Source organism: Hwanghaeella sp., assembly GCF_965227365.1.
Classification (GTDB): domain Bacteria; phylum Pseudomonadota; class Alphaproteobacteria; order UBA8366; family Aestuariispiraceae; genus Hwanghaeella.
On sequence record NZ_OZ245754.1, the window covers coordinates 18,390 to 35,222 of the forward strand.

Sequence of the window (16,833 nt, forward strand, 5' to 3'; positions counted from 1 at the left end):
GAGGCGGCTATTCCGCGGCCGCGGACCCCGCCACCTTGGTTCGCCAATCCACAGTTTTCGGCAAGACTTCCTGATAGGATTGGATCGTTGCCCGCGGCGGCACGTCGTCTCCGGTGCCGAGGGCGTCGCCATGATCGGCCATCCGCTTCGCGGCATCCACCATCAAACGGCGGAATTCGACGATCGCAAGGTCGGACGCCCCAAGGATATCCTTGCTTCGGTCGACCATCGGGCCCATCCCGACCCACATGGCGATGTCCTGGTTCGGAATGCCTTTGATTCCCGTCATGTTGCCGTCCTTCATCAGCGCGCGATCCTGCAGGAAATTGTTTTCCAGGCAGCGCACCGGGCTCCAATCCGGGTTCAGGTCGACGCCCGGTTCCGCCGCGCAGAACCGCCGCCACTCCTGTGTTCCGATACAGCGTTCCGGGTCGCCCCAGGCGATGAAGTAGAAATAGCTGTGCGTGTCGTCCATCGGGACGATGACCGATGCGACGTTGTACAGGTTGTTCGGTGGGATCAGCGAGACGAAGGGCGCGATATACTCGGTAACCCGGATATAGTCGTGCGTTGCCGCATTCTTGATCGGCCGGCGAATGGCGGCGTAGTGGAAGCCATATGGCGTGCGTTCGATCTGCAGGCGGGGGGACTTGTCTGTTGACGGCCGATACCAGCTCTTGTCATCCGCCTCCGCGCCGGTGACCCGTGCCGGTTTCATGTCGGAATGGTGCAGCGAGGAAGAATGGGCCGAGTCGATCTGCCCTTCCTGGATCTGGGCCCAATTGCAGGGAATCGCGATCTTCAGAATGCTGACCTGATCGGTCTCGTCATGGGCGAAGGGCGGCGGGTCGAAAGCGGGCATGTCCGCTTCGTCCCCCAAATAGGCCCAGACGAAACCGCCGCTTTCGCGAACCGGATAGCTGCGGTGTTTGACCTTTTCCTTCAAGGCGCTTTCCGGTGGTTCGGACGCCATTTCCGTCACCGTGCCGGTCACGTCGATCTTCCATCCGTGATACAGGCAACGCAGGCCGCATTCCTCGTTGCGGCCCAGCGCCAGCAGCGCGTGGCGGTGCGGGCAATACCCGTCCAAGACGCCAAGACGACCGTCGGTGTCGCGGAAGGCGACCAGTTCATCACCCAAAATTCTGAGCCGTACCGGCGTGCCGTCCGGCTCGGCGACTTCCTCCGACATGCATACAGGAATCCAATGACGGCGCATCAACCGGCCCATGGGGGCTTCGCCCTCGACACGGCACAACAGCTCGTTTTCCTCCTGCGTAAGCATTTTCCGCCTCCAGCGATATTTTTTGTTAGATATCTAATAAAAAATTGTAGCGCCTTTTGCCAATGCCGTCTAGTCTCATCACCGGCCCGGCAAGAGGCCGCAGAAGAAAATGGGTGGCGAATGTTGGACTTGGTGATCCGCGGGAAGCGCGCTCTCGCGGAAGGTATATTCGAATTCGAACTGGTTGCCGCGGATGGCAGCACGTTGCCGGAATTCAGCGCGGGCGGGCATCTGCCCGTCGAAACTCCCTCCGGGGGAATGCGGCAGTATTCCCTTTCGAACAACCCGTCTGAACGCGATCGATATGTCATCGGCGTGAAGCTGGAGCCCGAGGGGCGCGGTGGATCTCGGTCCATGATCGAGGATACGGTTGAGGGCGACCAACTGAAAGCCCTGCCGCCGGAAAACGATTTCCCGCTGGTGGACGCACCCGCCTATATCCTGATCGCCGGCGGCATCGGTATTACGCCGATCCTTTCCATGGCGCGTGTCCTTACCGTGCGCGGCAAGCCTTTCAAACTGATCTATTGCACCCGTTCGCCGGCCTTGACGGCATATGAGGATGTGCTTTCCTCCGGCGACGTGTCGGGTGAGATCACGATCCATCATGACGATGGCGATCCGGACAAGGTCTACGATTTTTGGGATCTGTTTGAAGAACCGAGCAAGGCCCATGTCTATTGCTGCGGTCCGAAACCGCTGATGGAGGAGGTCAAAGGCGTTACCGGACATTGGCCCGAGAGCGCCATTCATTTCGAAGACTTTAAACCGGTCGAGATGTTCCGTGCCGCCGACGTGGCGTTCGAGGTTACCTTGGCGAAGTCAGGCAGGACGGTCACGGTCCCGGTCGGTACGACGGTCCTGGATGCCGTGCGCACGGCCGGCGTCAAAGTCGCCAGTTCCTGTGAAAGCGGCACCTGCGGCACGTGCAAGACGACCTATCTCTCCGGAAATGTCGACCATCGAGATCTGGTCCTGATGCCGGAGGAAAAGACGGACAAGGTAATGATCTGCGTCTCGCGCGCTGATGAAGGGGGAATGGTCCTTGACCTCTGATCCCGCCATCCGCCTTGGCGTAGCCGGGTTGGGCCGGGCCTTTGTTCTGACTTTGCCCAGCTTCAAGGCGGACCCGCGGGTTGAACTGGTGGCCTGTGCCGCGCCGCGGGAGGCGTCGCGCGAAGCCTTCCTGAACGAATTCGGCGGCAGTGCCTATGCGTCGGTTGAGGAACTCTGCGCCGATCCGTCGGTCGAGGCGGTTTACATCGCCACTCCGCACCAGATGCACAGGGAACATGCAGAGGCGGCTTTGCAAGCCGGCAAACACGTGCTGGTCGACAAGCCGCTTTGTGTTTCAATGATCGATGCGCTTGCCATTGCGGAAACTACGGAAAAGACGGGGCGCCATGTCATTGTCGGGCCGAGCCACAGTTTCGACCTGCCGGTGCTGAAGGCGCTGGAATTGATCGAGAGCGGCGCCTACGGCCAGGTCCGGATGCTTCATGCCCTGAACTATACCGATTTTCTCTACCGGCCGCGACGGCCTGAGGAATTGGTGACGGATGAAGGCGGCGGTGTGGTCTTCAGCCAGGGGATACATCAGATCGACATCGTCCGTTTGCTGGGCGGCGGCATGGCGTCGTCGCTCCGCGCCTCGGCCGGAGCCTGGGACCCGCAGCGGCCGACGGAATGCGCCTATGCGGCGCATCTGACCTTCGAGAACGGCGCTTTCGCGAGCCTCACCTATTCCGGCTTCGCCCATTTCGACAGCAATGAATATTGCGGATGGACCGGCGAACTCGGCCATCCGGTGGATCCCACGGGATATGGCGGCGCACGTCGCGCCTTGATGGCGGTCGAAGACCATGAAGCGGAAGCGCGCCTGAAATCCGACCGGACCTTCGGCGCGTCAGCGGCCCTTCCCGGGGGCAGCGAAAACGAACATTTCGGCCCTCTGATCGTCAGTTGTGATAAGGCGGATCTTCGGCTGACGCCCCAGGGCGTTTGGGTCTACGGGCATCTGGAGAAGGAGTTCATCCAGGTCCCGGTCGGGCCGGTGCCTCGGCGCGGGGTTATCGATGCGCTCTGGGCCGCGGTCCGTCGCGGGTGTCCGGCTATTCAGGATGCGCGATGGGGCGCGGCCAGTCTGGAAGTATGTCACGCTATCCTGACATCGGCGCGCGAAGGGCGTGAGGTCGAGCTTGAACATCAGGTGCCGGTGCGCCGGACGACACAATAAATCGGGGGTTGGGAGGAAAAATGTCGAAACTACGTCTCTCCATCGCAATGGGCGATTACGACAGGACGCGGGCGATCTATGACGGCCGCGTGCAGATCGACGGTATTGATCCCGTCTGCATGTTGCAGGTGCCGGAGGAAATGTTCTTCCGCGCCTTTCGCCATCATGCCTATGACGTGTCGGAGATTTCCTTCTCCTCCTATGTGGTCAGCCTGACGCGGCCCGACCCGCATTATGTCGCCATACCCGTTTTCCTCAGCCGCGCCTTCCGACATACCTCGATCTATGTGAACAGGAATGCGGGGATCTCGAAGCCCGAGGATCTGAAGGGTCGCAAGGTCGGCATCGCGGAATATCAGCTGACGGCGAATGTCTGGGCGCGCGCCATTCTGCAGGACGATTTCGGCGTGGCGCCGTCGGATGTGGACTGGATCCGCGGCGGCATGGACACGCCGGGCCGGCCTGAAAAGCTGAAAATCGATCTGCCGCCGGATGTGCGGGTGACGCCCGCGCCGGAAGGGGCGACGCTGAACGCTATGTTGGCGGAAGGGGAGATCGATGCCTTTATCGGCCCTCGGGCGCCGCGTTCCTTCCAGGAGGGTGATCCGCGCGTCGGCCGGTTGTTCGAGGATACGGTCGCGGTTGCGGAGGAATATTACCGGCGCACCAAACGTTTCCCGATCATGCATCTCCTGGGCGTTCGGCGCAGTTTGGCGGAAGAGCATCCCTGGGTTCCGGGCGCCCTGCTGAAGGCGTTCAGCGCCGCTAAGAAACTGTCGCAGGATGCGCTGGACGATACCTCGGCCACCAAGGTCACCATGCCTTTCGTCGAGGATACCCTGCATCGCGCCCGTAGCCTGATCGGCCCGGACTTCTGGTCCTACGGCGTCGGCGCGAACCGTGATATCCTGGATTACTTCCTGGAGCAGCACCACCGGCAGGGATTGTCGACCAGACGGGTGGCGGTGGACGAACTGTTCCATCCCTCGACCCAGGAATCGTTCAGCTTATGACGCGTCGCGCCCATCCGGGACGGGGTCGACAAATGCTCGTTTGACACCGTTTCGCGATGGACTGTACCATCATTGTTAGACGTCTAAGAATAATAGCCGGACAAATCGGCATCTCAGGCGAAAACGGCACATCAAGTGCTATGTTTAGGGAGGAATACATGATCAACAGGTTCAAGAGTGTGTTTGTGGCTGCGTCCGTTCTTGCGGGCGCGGTTTTGCCGCTGCAATCGGCCCATGCGGAATATAACCTGACCCTGTGCGGTGCCAGCCCGGGCGGGTTGTGGTCGCTGTTGGGGGCGGGTGTCGATGCCGCGGTGAAGGCGTCCTATCCGGGCTCCACGGTCACCTATCAGACATCCGGCGGCGGTTTCGCGAACGTCGTTCAGATCGACCAGAAGAAATGCGACCTCGCCATCATCCATGATGCGGAAGTGAAAGCGGCCCGCAGCGGACAACCGCCGTTCTCAGGTCCGGTCGACAGCATGCGGTCGGTCGCCGTCATGTATACCTGGGCGCCGATGCAGTTGCTGATCAGCAAGTCCTACGCGGAAGAGCACGGCATCAACACGATGGAAGACATCGCCGCAAAGAAAGTGCCGATCAACATCCTGCTGAACAAGAAGGGCAATGTCGTCTCGGATATCGGCGCATCCATGCTGACCGCGGTCGGGGCCTCTCCGGAACAGATCGAGGAATGGGGCGGCAGCGTCACCTATGCGGCCTCGAAGGAACAGGGCGAATTGATGCGCGACCGCCGGGCGGACGCCATTCTCAATTCCCTCTTCGTGAACCACAGTTCCATCCGCGAATTGGCCAATGCGATCGATCTGAAACTGGTTCCCGTCACCAAGGCAACGGCCGACAAGGTGGCTGGGGAATGGAACATCAACAACTTCACGATCAAGGGCGGTACCTATCCTTGGGCGCCTGACGATACGCTGACAATCACGGTTTCGGCCCAGCTCTTCGTTCGCGAGGACGCGGACCCGACCATGGTCAAGGACGTCACCACGGCCCTGATCGACAATGCCGATAAGGTCAGCGGTGTGCACAAGGCAATGAAGGCTTTGGATGCCAAGCTGATGGCGACGGCCTCGGCCGCCCCGTATCACACGGCGGCGGAAGAAGTCTACAAGGCCAAGGGCCTGCGCTAAGAGCGGATTATGCGGGTCGGCACGCTTGTGCCGGCCCCTTTCCGCATGGCCGTGAATTTATTGCAGGAAAATTGAATTGTCCCTCGTATCGATTGCCTTCGATACCGGGTTGCGGCGCAAGCTGACCGGTACAATCGGCGCAGGCGTGAAGGTGTTTGCGGCCGGGACAGCGGCCTGGACCGTTTATGCGGCGGGTTTCTCGCGGACGGATGTCCTGTCCCTGACCATCACCTTCCTGTCCCTGATGCTGGTCCTGACCTTCATGCTGATCACCCCGTCGGCGAAGTCGAACCCGGCGAAACTGCCCTGGTTCGAATGGATCGGAGCCGTCCTGGCGCTGGCCGCCGGCGCCTACTTTCTGACCCAGACGGATAACATCGCGGTGCGCATCACCCTGCTGACGCCGCTGACGGTCTTCGACGTGACCGCCGCCACGGTGATCATCCTGCTGTCGATCGAGGCGATGCGGCGGACCGTCGGGCTGGGCCTGACGGCCATCGTCCTGCTTTTCATCGCCTACAATCTTTTCGGTGATCTGCTCGGCGGCCCGATGGGGCATGGCGTGATCACCTATACCCATTTTCTCGACATCATGGTTTTTACGACCGACGGATTGTTCGGCGTGCCGCTGCGCGTCGCGGCGACCTATGCCTTCCTGTTCGTCATGTTCGGTACGGTTCTGGCAAAGACCGGCGGGGCGGACTTCTTCTTCGACATCGCGGCCAGCCTGACCGGCGGGACGAAGGGCGGACCAGCGAAGATCGCAGTGATCTCGTCCGGCATGTACGGGACCATTTCCGGCAGCCCGACATCCGACGTGGTCACGACCGGTTCGGTGACGATCCCTATGATGAAGCGGCTGGGGTACAGTTCCACCTTCGCCGGCGCGGTCGAGGTCGCGGCTTCGACGGGCGGCAGCCTCGTGCCGCCGGTGATGGGGGCGGCCGCCTTCATCATGGCCGAATATACCGGCATTGAGTATCTCGACATCGCGCTCGCGGCGGTCCTGCCGGCCCTGCTCTACTACATCCCGATCTATCTTCAGGTTCACCTGCGGGCCAACAAGATAGGGTTGGAGGGACTCGACCCGTCTCTGATCCCACCGGTTCTGGAAACCCTGAAACGCGGCGGATTGTTCATGGTGCCGCTGGTGGTCATCACCTGGGCATTGGTCGAGGGGTATACGCCGACCTATGCGGCGATCTATGGTACGCTCGCGGTCGTCGCGGTCTCCATGGTGCGCAAGGATACCCGCCTGAAACCCGCCGTTGTCTTCGACATTCTGGCCGATACCTGCGTGAAGTCCGTCGCGGTGGTCGGGGCCTGCGCAGCGGCGGGTCTGGTAATCGGCGGCATCACGATGACGGGACTGGCTTCAAAGTTCGGAGTCCTCGTCTTTTTGGTATCCGGCGACAGTGTCCTGATCTCGCTGATCGTTGCGGCGGGACTGACGCTGCTGCTCGGCCTCGGCATGCCGACGCCCAGCGCCTATATCCTGGCGGCGGTCCTGATCGCGCCGGTGATGCAGCAATTGGGCATCGACCTGATGGCCGGGCATCTCTTTCTGCTCTATTTCGCGGTGATGTCGGCACTGACCCCGCCGGTCGCGGTGGCGGCCTATGCGGCGAGTGCATTGGCCGACGCGCCGCCTTTGAAAATCGCGGGCGTCGCCGTGCGCATCGCCATCGGCGCCTTCCTGGTTCCTTTCACCTTCGTGCACGACCCGGCCCTGATCCTGCAGGGCACGCCTTTCGAAATCGCCTCCGCCTTCATCCTGGTGGCGATCGGGCTGTCGATGGTGGTGGCGGCACAGGAGGGGTATCTGAAAGGGCTGCTTTCCGTACCCGTACGGCTCATCCTATTGGTCGCCGGATTGGCGACCATCTTCCTGCGGCCGATCCTTTTTGGGGGAGTGTCATGACAACTGTAGAACAGATCCGCCGGGACGTCGTTCTCGGCAACCACATCCTGGCGGGCGAGGGCGTATTGGACGTTTTCGGCCATGTCAGCGCCCGGCATCCCGACCGTCCGGATCGGTTCTTCCTGTCCCGCTCCACCAGTCCGGCGCAGGTCTCCGATGAAACGCTCCTGGAATTCGACCTGGACGGCAAGGTCGTCGCGGGTGAGGGGCATCCCTATCTTGAACGCTTCATCCATTCGGAAATCTACAAGGCGCGCCCCGATGTCGGGTCCGTGGTGCATCACCATGCGCCCGCGATCATGCCCTTTGCCGCGACCGGAACCCCCTTGCGGCCGATCTATCACCTCGGTGCAGTGATCGGGCCGGAGGTTCCGTTCTGGGACAGCCAGGACGAGTTCGGCGATACGTCCATGCTGATCTTCAATCCCGAGATGGGGGCCTCCCTGGCGCGGTGCTTGGGAAAGGGCAACACGGCGTTGTTGAAGCGGCATGGCGCCATCTGCGTGGGCGAGACCGTACCGCGATCCGTCTTCATCTCAGTTTGCATGCGTGACAACGGACAACTTCAGGCCGATGCCATGGCGATGGGCGAACCGGATTTCCTGAGCGCCGGCGAGGTTGAAAAATCGAACAAGGTCAACGGATGGGGCCGTCCGCTGGAGCGCGCCTGGGAGCATTATTGCCGGGTCTACGGATAGCGGGTAGCGTCCCCGGCGAAAAAGAAACGCCGGAGGAAATTTCATGTCGAACCCGCCCCTACCGCCCCTGATGGCCGCCGCTTCCCGCCTGCGCGCACGTCTTGCCGACGGCAAAATCGTCGCCGCCCCCGGGGCGCCGGATGCGCTGACCGCCCGTCTGGTCGAGAAGGCGGGTTTCGACGCGGTCTATATGACCGGGTTGGGGGCGACCGCGGCCCGGGTCGGGCAGCCGGACCTGAGCATCCTCACCCAAACGGAAATGGCCGATCATGCCCGCGCGATGGTACGCGCGGTCGGTATCCCGGTGATCGCGGATGCGGATACGGGCTATGGCGGCCCGTTGAACATGCGCCGCACGGTCCGCGAATACATCCAGGCCGGTGCGGGCGCGATGCATATCGAAGATCAGATCAGTCCGAAGCGCTGCGGCCAACTGTCCGGCGTGCGGTTGGTCACCCGTCAGGAAGGCGTGCTGCGCCTGAAAGCCGCGGTGGAGGCACGTGCGGAAGCCGGGTCCGACGTGGTCATCATCGGGCGAACCGATGCGCTTCAGCCGGAAGGTCTGGACGCGGCGTTGGACCGGGCCAGGGCTTATGCCGATGCGGGCGTCGACCTGTTGTTCGTAGACGGCGTGAAGACCCGGAAAGAGGTGGAAGGGATCGCCGCCGGCCTTGATGCGCCGAAGATCGTTTCCATTGTGGATGGGACGGATGCCGCCAATCTGACCTTGTCGGATTTGCAGCAGATGGGGTTCTGCATGGCACTCTATGCGGTCACGACGCTTTTCACGGCGGCTGCCGCCGTGCGGTCGGCGCTGGACCACTTGAAGGCGCAGGGATCGCCGCAGGGGATCGCGCCGCAGATTTCCTACGCGGAATTTTGCGAAATCGTCGGTCTTGCGGAGTTCCAGGAATTCGCCCACCGCCATGAAACGGTTGGTTGATCCGATCAGTTGACCACGTTGACCGGGGTTCCGGCGAAATAGGCTTCGATCGCATCGACCGCCAGTCGATAGATTTCTCCCAAGGCTTCCGGCGTATTGTATCCGGTATGCGGCGTCAGGACGACATTCGGCAATGTCCGTATCGGATGGTCGGCGGGCAAAGGCTCTGTGTGGAAAACGTCGAGCGCGGCGGATATCCGGCCCGATGACAATTCCGCCATCAGCGCCGCTTCTTCTATCAAACCGCCGCGTGCCGTGTTGACCAGCAAGGCCCCGTCCCGAAGACGGGCAAGATGATCGGCGGTGATCAAGCCTTCGGTTTCGGGCATCAAGGCCAGATTCAGGGAGACGACGTCACTGGTCGCAAACACGGTATCGAGGTCGGTGTACGTCACGCCCAGATCGGCCGCGCGCCCCGGCGACGGGTTGGCGGTCCAGGCCGTCACGGTCATGCCGAACGCCTTTGCCAGGGTAGCGACGTGCGCGCCGATGCCGCCGGTGCCGACAATTCCCAAGCGCTTGCCATACAGATCGAAACCCGACCGTGACTGATTCCATAATCCGTTCTTCATTTCCCGGTCGCCAATGGCGACGTTCCGCGCCGCGGCGAGCATCAACGCAATTGTATGTTCCGCGACCGTCGTATCCGCGTAACCCGGCGTGTTGCAGACGGTTATGCCCAAACTGCGCGCCAGTGCCAGGTCCACATTGTCCCCGGCGCCGATGCCCGTGAAGGCGATGACCTGCAGATTCTTCGCTGCGCGCAGAACGTCGCGCGACAGGCGCCAACCCAGGATCACCGCCTGGGCATCGCCGATCCGGGAGATGAAATCCTCGTCGTCCTTGGGCTGGCCTTGATGAATCTCGAGGCGCCCGACCTTTTCAATCCGCTCGCGCAAAGGACCTTGGAACAGTGACTCCGTGCCGGGACCCGCATCCGGGAATACTATGACGATGTCATTTTTCATGTTTGCAGCTTGGCCGTGCGGTGCCCGACCCGCAAGATGCCCGCGCATTGGATATAGGAGAAAACCGCATGGGCGGTATCGACAGGAAAACGCAGCAGCATCTCGGATTTTCGCCGGAGCGCCTCGCCAATATCGATGCCTGGATGGCCGACCATGTGGAAAGCGGTCGGCTCGCGGGCCTGGCGGTTCAGATTTCTCGAAGGGGTGAAATCGCCTATTCCGCCCGCCACGGTCTGCGCGATATCGCAGGCAACCTGCCGGTCGAGGACGATACGATCTGGCGCATCTATTCCATGACCAAGCCCCTCACCACGGTGGCCGCCCTGATGTTGTACGAGGAGGGCGCGTTCCAGCTTGATCAACCGGTCGCCGACTTCATCCCGGCGGTCGGCTCCAAGGGCGTCTGGAAGGGCCCCGGTCACGACCTGGATGACATCGAGGAATTGGCGCGCCCGGTGACGGTGCACGACCTGATGACACACCAGTCGGGATTCCTCTATGGCGCGCCGAAAGGGGATGCGCTGGAGCAGGCCCTGGCCGCGAACGGGTTCCGGTTCGATACCGGTGAGACGATGGCCGACGCCCTGACCCGCCTATGTGACCTGCCACTTGCCTTTCAGCCGGGCGCGCGATGGTCCTACGGCTATTCGACGGATGTTCTGGGCCGGCTGGTGGAGGTGATTTCCGGCAAGACCTTGGGCGAGTTCTTCCGGGAACGGATTTTGGACCCGCTTGGCATGACAGAGACGGGATTCGGTTTGCCGGAGGGGCTTCATCCCCGCGTCGCCAAGCTCTACGCGCCGACGCCCGAGGGCGGCACGTTGGAATTGCCAAAACAGGATGGCCCGCGTCGGCCGGAAGAGGCGACGCTGGAGAGCGGCGGCGGCGGCTTGTTGTCGACCATGGGTGATTTTCAGCGCTTCGCCTCCGCCATGCTGGCGCGAGGTTGTTATGACGGCGGTCGGCTGTTGGGCCGGAAGACATTCGACAGCATGGTCTCCAACCATATGGGCGGGGATCTGGCGAGCCGCGGTCAGGCGCATTTCTCGGAAACGACATTCGAGGGGATCGGCTTCGGCCTGGGCGTTTCGGTGATGCTGGACCCGGCCAAGGCGAAAATTATCGGCAGTCCCGGCGAATATGCGTGGGGCGGCATGGCGTCGACCGCCTTCTGGGTCGACCCGGCCGAAGAGATGACGGTGATACTGATGACGCAGCTCGCGCCGTCCAGCACCTATACATTGAGGCGGCAACTCAGGGTGTTGAGCTATCAGGCCCTGGTGGATTAAAGCGTCGCCAAAGCCTCCAGGCCGTCCCGGTCCATGATCGAAATGGACCCGCGGGCCAGCGAGACGAACCCCCGGCGCTGCAATTCCTTCAATTGGCGGCCGACGACCTCACGGGCCGTGCCCAATTCGGTGGCCAGGTCCTGATGGGTAACCGTCAGTGTGCCGTCCCGCGACGCGAGGGCGAGAAGACGCTGCGCCAGACGTTTATCCAGACGTTCGAAAGCGACTTCCTCTACAACATGCATCACGTCCGAGATCCTGTGGGAATACTCGGCGAAGACGACGCGGCGGAAACCGGCTGATCGTGCCAGGGCTTCCTCGAAAGTGCCTTTGGGGACGGCGACCGCGTGGACGACGGACTCGGTAACGCCCTCGGCGCTGTACATTTCATCGGACAGCAGGCAGGCGGTCGTCATGATGCAGGTTTCCCCGCCCGATACGCGGTAAAGCACGATTTCCCGGCCCGAGGCCGAGGTCTGCTGCACACGGACGGTCCCGTCCAGAACCAGAAGGAAGCTTTCCGCCGCATGCCCCGGTGCGAAGACGGTCGTTCCCGCAGGCAGGGTCACGCGCTGCGCGTTTTCCGAGAGAATGGCGCGGTCCGCATCAGGCAGCGCCGCCAAGTCCGGAAACCGGTCTATCCAATCCGTCATGACCCCCCTCTCCCAAAAAAGCATTCGATCCGAGGACACCTCACGAATGCGTGACTTAGTCACATACATCCCGCCCCGGCAAGAGCATGATGGCAGCTGACAGTATCTGCACCGGGCCAACCGGCCTGGATTGCCCTTGATCGCAAGGATTACGCGAGCGGTCCGCTGTCATCAATCAGTGACCGGGCGGCATTGTCCTATGATGTGCCGCTGCAGCGCGGGGGCCGGCATCACAAACGCCGTTGGAGGAAAGAGATGAAACCGAGTGTGAAGACATTTTTCGATGAAGCGACCTTTACCGCGTCGCACGTGGTCTGGGACCCGACGACGAAACATGCGGCGATCATCGATTCCGTGAAGGATTATGACCCCAAATCGGGTCGCACCTCGACCAAATCGGCGGACGAATTGATCGAATTCGTGAAATCCGAAGATTTCAAGATCGAATGGATCCTGGAAACCCATGTCCACGCGGATCATCTGACCGCGGCGCCCTACCTGAAGGAAAAGCTCGGCGGGAAGATCGGTATCGGCGCGCGGATCGACGTGGTCCAGGGGGTCTTCAAGAAGGTCTTCAACGCAGAAGAGTCTTTCGAGACCGACGGCCGCCAGTTCGATCACCTTTTTGAGGATGGCGAGGTCTTCCATATCGGCGAATTGGAAGCGACGGTTATTCATACGCCGGGTCATACGCCCGCCTGCGCAACCTATGTGATCGGCGATGCAGCCTTTGTCGGCGACACGATGTTCATGCCTGATTTCGGAACCGCGCGGTGCGATTTTCCCGGCGGCGATGCGCGTCAGCTTTACCGGTCGATCAAGAAGATCCTGTCCCTTCCCGAGGATACCCGCCTGTTTCTGTGCCACGACTATGCGCCGGGCGGCCGTGAATATCTGTGGGAAACGACCGTCGGCGCGCAGCGGAAGGAAAACATCCATGTCAACGACAGCGTCGACGAGGACGCCTTCGTAGAAATGCGCACGGAACGGGACAAGCAGTTGGACATGCCCATGCTGATCCTGCCGTCGGTGCAGGTAAACATGCGGGCGGGCGAACTGCCGCCGCCGGAAGACAACGGCACCCGCTATCTGAAGATTCCGTTGGACGCGCTTTGATCGGCGCAGATGTCTCGGAAGGAAACGAGTGATGAAAATTAATACGGTCGATACGGAAATCAGTGTCTCCCCTCAGATTGCTCCGACGGATATCGCGGAGATCGCGCGGGCGGGGTTCAAGACGATTGTCTGCAACCGCCCGGACGGTGAGGGGAACGACCAGCCGCTGTTCCATGAAATTGAGGAAGTCGCGAAGAAGGCGGGGCTGGAATGCCACTATCTTCCGGTCGAGAGCGGCAAGGTAACCGATGAAGACGCGGATGCCTTCGGCACGCTTCTGGACGGCGCGCCGAAACCGGTATTCGCCTACTGCCGCACCGGCACGCGCTCAATTACGCTGTGGTCACTGAGCCGGGCGGGAAAAATTGCCTTGCCGGATGTCCTGACGAAAGCGAAGCAGGCCGGTTACGACATGTCGGGCGTGGTCCGCCGCGTCGCCAACAAGGGCAAGATGCCAAGCGGGGCCGTTGACGGCAAATATGACGTGGTAATCGTCGGTGCCGGTGCCGCGGGGATATCCGTCGCCTCGTCGATGCTGGCTCGGGCGCCGGACCTTGATGTCGCAATCATCGATCCCGCCGACATTCATTACTATCAGCCGGGCTGGACCCTTGTCGGCGGCGGCGTGTTCGAGGCGGATGAAACCGTCCGCACTTTGTCCTCCGTTCTTCCCGGCAATGTGCATTGGATCAAGGCCGCGGTTGCTGCTTTCGAACCGGACAAGAACTCGGTTCTGCTGGAAGGCTGCCGGGTGATCGAATACGGCCGGCTGGTGGTCTGTCCCGGCTTGAAGCTGGATTGGCACAAGGTCGAAGGGTTGGATGACACGCTGGGCAAGAACGGCGTCACGTCAAACTATCGGTTCGACCTCGCCCCCTATACCTGGAAACTGGTGAGCGGCATGCGCGAGGGAACGGCGCTGTTCACGCAGCCGCCGATGCCGATCAAATGCGCGGGCGCGCCGCAAAAGGCGATGTACCTCTCGGCCGATCATTGGCACCGTCAGGGCGTGCTCAAGAACATCGATATAGGCTTCTACAATGCCGGCGGCGTTCTGTTCGGTGTGAAGGACTATGTCCCGGCCCTGATGGAATATGTCGAAAAATACAATGCCAACCTGATGTTCAGTCACAACCTCACCGCCATCGATGGGCCGGCGAAGAAGGCCTGGTTCACGAAGACGGATGGGGAAGGCAAGACCGAAACCGTGGAACGGTCCTTCGACATGATCCATGTCTGTCCGCCGCAATGCGCGCCGGACTTCATCCGGGTCAGCCCCTTGGCGGATGCGGCCGGCTGGGTCGATGTCGATCAGAATACGCTTCGGCATAAGACCTACGAAAATATCTGGAGCCTGGGCGATGTAATGAACGCGCCCAACGCGAAAACCGCTGCCGCGGCCCGCATGCAGGCGCCGGTCGTCGCCCAGAACGTCCTGACCGACATGGGCAAGGGATCCGGCGTTTCGCACTATAACGGATACGGCTCCTGCCCGCTGACTGTCGAACGAGGCAAGATCGTGCTGGCCGAGTTCGGCTATGGCGGCAAGCTGCTGCCCAGTTTCCCGTCATGGCTGATCAACGGCAAACAGCCCAGCCGCCTTGCCTGGCTGCTGAAGGAGAAGATCCTTCCCCCCGTTTATTGGGAAGGCATGCTGCGTGGCCGCGAATGGCTTGTGAAGCCGAAGGTCGCGAAACCGGAAATCGTGAACTAACCCTGACGCGATGGATAAGACCGGTATGATTGAGCGGGCTCTTCCCTGCATCGGTTGGCTGCGCCGTTACGATGCCGAGGCTTTTCACGGCGATGCCCTGGCCGCGATCATCGTGACCATCATGTTGATCCCGCAAAGCCTGGCCTATGCCCTGCTTGCGGGATTGCCGCCGGAAGTCGGTCTCTATGCCAGCATGCTGCCTTTGGCGGGTTATGCGCTTTTCGGGTCCTCCAACGCGCTCGCGGTCGGTCCGGTCGCGGTCGTCTCCCTCATGACGGCAGCGGCGATCGGCAATGTCGCGGCAAGCGGCACTGTCGACTATGCCTCGGCGGCGCTGGCGCTTGCCTTTATGTCCGGGCTGTTCCTTGTCCTGCTGGGACTGCTTCGGCTCGGTTTCCTCGCCAGCCTCCTCAGTCATTCCGTGATATCGGGATTCATCACCGCGTCGGGGCTGCTCATCGCGGCAAGCCAGTTGAAGCATATCCTGGGCGTGAACGCCTCCGGTCACACGATGGTGGAACTGGTCGAATCCCTTGCCGCCCATGCGGGGGAAGTAAATATCCCGACCCTCGTGATTGGTGTCCTGGCGACGGCGTTCCTGTTCTGGGTGCGCGCGAAACTGAAGCCGCTGCTGAAATCAATCGGGTTTGGACCGAAATTGGCGGATGCCCTGGCCAAGGCCGGGCCGGTCGCGGCGGTGATTGCGACGATCCTGGCGGTGCAATTCCTTGGTCTGGATAAAGCCGGGGTCAAGGTTGTCGGCGCGATCCCGCAGGGCCTGCCGCCCTTCTCCCTTCCACCGGTGGAGATCGATCTGTGGCGGGAGTTGATGCCGTCGGCGATCCTGATCTCCATTGTCGGTTTCGTTGAGAGCGTGTCGGTCGCACAGACCCTGGCGGCAAAGCGTCGCGAGAGGGTCTACCCGAACCGGGAATTGCTTGGCCTGGGGGCGGCGAATGTGGCGGCGGCGGTCAGCGGCGGTTATCCTGTAACCGGCGGTTTTGCCCGTTCGGTGGTCAACTACGATGCCGGGGCACGGACGCCGCTGGCGGGCGTCATGACGGCGGTCGGGATCGGCCTGACGGCGATGTTCCTGACGCCGTTGTTCCATCAACTGCCCAAGGCGACCTTGGCGGCGACCATCGTCGTCGCGGTGCTGTCGCTGGTCGATCTGGGGGCCCTGCGCCGGACCTGGAACTATTCGAAAACGGACTTCGCGGCCATGGCGGCCACGATCCTGATGGTTTTGGGCATGGGGGTGGAAATAGGGATCATCACCGGCGTCGGCCTGTCGCTGATCCTGTTTCTGGGACGCACGGCCCGTCCGCATTTCGCCGTTGTTGGGCAGGTGCCCGGCACGCATCATTTCCGGAATGTGAAACGGCACGACGTCGTCACAAGCCCGAAGGTGTTGAGCGTCCGTGTCGACGAAAGCCTGTACTTCGCCAATACCCGTTGGTTGGAGGACATGCTGTATGATCAGGCCGTCGCCAGCGCGACGGTGAAACATGTGGTGCTGATCTGCTCCGCCGTGAATACGATCGATTCCAGTGCCCTGGAAGGTCTGGAAGGGTTGAACGACCGGCTGCACGCGGCCGGGGTGACTTTCCATTTGTCCGAGGTCAAAGGACCGGTCATGGACAAGCTGAAGAAAACTGATTTTCTGGCCCATCTGACGGGGGCCATCTTCCTCAGCCAGCATGACGCCATGGCGGCTCTGGATCCGTCGGCGACCGCTGATGCGGAAATGAGCGAGCGCCGGCCGGGTTCCGCCAGCCGGCATCCGGCCTGATCAAAAAGAAAAAGCCCGGCTTCGGCCGGGCTTGTGCGAAAGGCGATTTGT

At 61.6% G+C, this 16,833-nt stretch carries 14 protein-coding genes; 11 read left to right on the plus strand and 3 right to left on the minus strand.

Annotation, left to right across the window (positions count from 1 at the left end; translation table 11 throughout):
* Positions 1–7: 7 nt before the first annotated feature.
* Positions 8–1,285, minus strand: a complete 1,278-nt coding sequence (locus tag ACQK2G_RS00090) for a Rieske 2Fe-2S domain-containing protein (protein WP_425402969.1) — start codon at positions 1,283–1,285, stop codon at positions 8–10.
* Between the two features lie 120 nt (positions 1,286–1,405).
* Here ACQK2G_RS00090 and ACQK2G_RS00095 point away from each other — a divergent pair, with 120 nt between their 5' ends.
* The 7 genes from ACQK2G_RS00095 (at position 1,406) to ACQK2G_RS00125 (ending at position 9,250) form a co-directional block, all read left to right on the plus strand.
* Positions 1,406–2,341 carry a PDR/VanB family oxidoreductase gene (locus ACQK2G_RS00095; protein ID WP_425402970.1) on the plus strand — a complete coding sequence of 312 codons (936 nt, stop codon included), beginning with the start codon at positions 1,406–1,408 and terminating at the stop codon, positions 2,339–2,341.
* Positions 2,331–3,521 (plus strand): Gfo/Idh/MocA family oxidoreductase, encoded by a 1,191-nt coding sequence (locus ACQK2G_RS00100; RefSeq protein ID WP_425402971.1) that lies wholly within the window; start codon positions 2,331–2,333, stop codon positions 3,519–3,521. Before ACQK2G_RS00095 ends, ACQK2G_RS00100 begins: the two co-directional genes overlap by 11 nt.
* A gap of 20 nt (positions 3,522–3,541) precedes the next feature.
* Positions 3,542–4,534 carry a hypothetical protein gene (locus ACQK2G_RS00105; protein ID WP_425402972.1) on the plus strand — a complete coding sequence of 331 codons (993 nt, stop codon included), beginning with the start codon at positions 3,542–3,544 and terminating at the stop codon, positions 4,532–4,534.
* 158 nt (positions 4,535–4,692) lie between these two features.
* Positions 4,693–5,688, plus strand: coding sequence for a TAXI family TRAP transporter solute-binding subunit (locus ACQK2G_RS00110; protein WP_425402973.1), 996 nt, complete (start codon positions 4,693–4,695; stop codon positions 5,686–5,688).
* Between the two features lie 76 nt (positions 5,689–5,764).
* Positions 5,765–7,609: a TRAP transporter permease gene (locus tag ACQK2G_RS00115; RefSeq protein ID WP_425402974.1), complete on the plus strand. Its 1,845-nt coding sequence runs from the start codon at positions 5,765–5,767 to the stop codon at positions 7,607–7,609.
* The gene (locus tag ACQK2G_RS00120) at positions 7,606–8,307 is read left to right on the plus strand and encodes a class II aldolase/adducin family protein (RefSeq protein WP_425402975.1); all 702 of its coding nucleotides are present in this window, start codon (positions 7,606–7,608) and stop codon (positions 8,305–8,307) included. The genes ACQK2G_RS00115 and ACQK2G_RS00120 overlap by 4 nt, the downstream gene beginning before the upstream one ends.
* Before the next feature lie 43 nt (positions 8,308–8,350).
* A complete protein-coding gene (locus ACQK2G_RS00125; protein ID WP_425402976.1) occupies positions 8,351–9,250 on the plus strand; it encodes an isocitrate lyase/PEP mutase family protein in 900 nt (299 codons plus the stop codon).
* 5 nt (positions 9,251–9,255) lie between these two features.
* Here ACQK2G_RS00125 and ACQK2G_RS00130 read toward each other — a convergent pair whose 3' ends face one another.
* Positions 9,256–10,218: a 2-hydroxyacid dehydrogenase gene (locus ACQK2G_RS00130; RefSeq protein ID WP_425402977.1), complete on the minus strand. Its 963-nt coding sequence runs from the start codon at positions 10,216–10,218 to the stop codon at positions 9,256–9,258.
* A 68-nt stretch (positions 10,219–10,286) separates the two neighbouring features.
* Here ACQK2G_RS00130 and ACQK2G_RS00135 point away from each other — a divergent pair, with 68 nt between their 5' ends.
* The gene (locus tag ACQK2G_RS00135) at positions 10,287–11,507 is read left to right on the plus strand and encodes a serine hydrolase domain-containing protein (protein WP_425402978.1); all 1,221 of its coding nucleotides are present in this window, start codon (positions 10,287–10,289) and stop codon (positions 11,505–11,507) included.
* Here ACQK2G_RS00135 and ACQK2G_RS00140 read toward each other — a convergent pair.
* On the minus strand, positions 11,504–12,160 hold the full coding sequence (locus ACQK2G_RS00140) for a Crp/Fnr family transcriptional regulator (RefSeq protein ID WP_425402979.1): 657 nt from the start codon (positions 12,158–12,160) through the stop codon (positions 11,504–11,506). The two genes, ACQK2G_RS00135 and ACQK2G_RS00140, sit on opposite strands and share 4 nt — an antisense overlap.
* 255 nt (positions 12,161–12,415) lie before the next feature.
* Between ACQK2G_RS00140 and ACQK2G_RS00145 the strand changes: the two genes are divergently transcribed.
* From ACQK2G_RS00145 to ACQK2G_RS00155, 3 genes are read left to right on the plus strand one after another with little or no spacing between them, the layout of a single operon-like run.
* Positions 12,416–13,276, plus strand: a complete 861-nt coding sequence (locus ACQK2G_RS00145; protein ID WP_425402980.1) for an MBL fold metallo-hydrolase — start codon at positions 12,416–12,418, stop codon at positions 13,274–13,276.
* Between the two features lie 31 nt (positions 13,277–13,307).
* Complete coding sequence (locus ACQK2G_RS00150; RefSeq protein WP_425402981.1) at positions 13,308–14,990, plus strand: TIGR01244 family sulfur transferase; 1,683 nt, start codon at positions 13,308–13,310, stop codon at positions 14,988–14,990.
* 25 nt (positions 14,991–15,015) lie between these two features.
* Positions 15,016–16,782, plus strand: coding sequence for a SulP family inorganic anion transporter (locus tag ACQK2G_RS00155; RefSeq protein WP_425402982.1), 1,767 nt, complete (start codon positions 15,016–15,018; stop codon positions 16,780–16,782).
* The last annotated feature ends 51 nt before the right edge of the window (positions 16,783–16,833 follow it).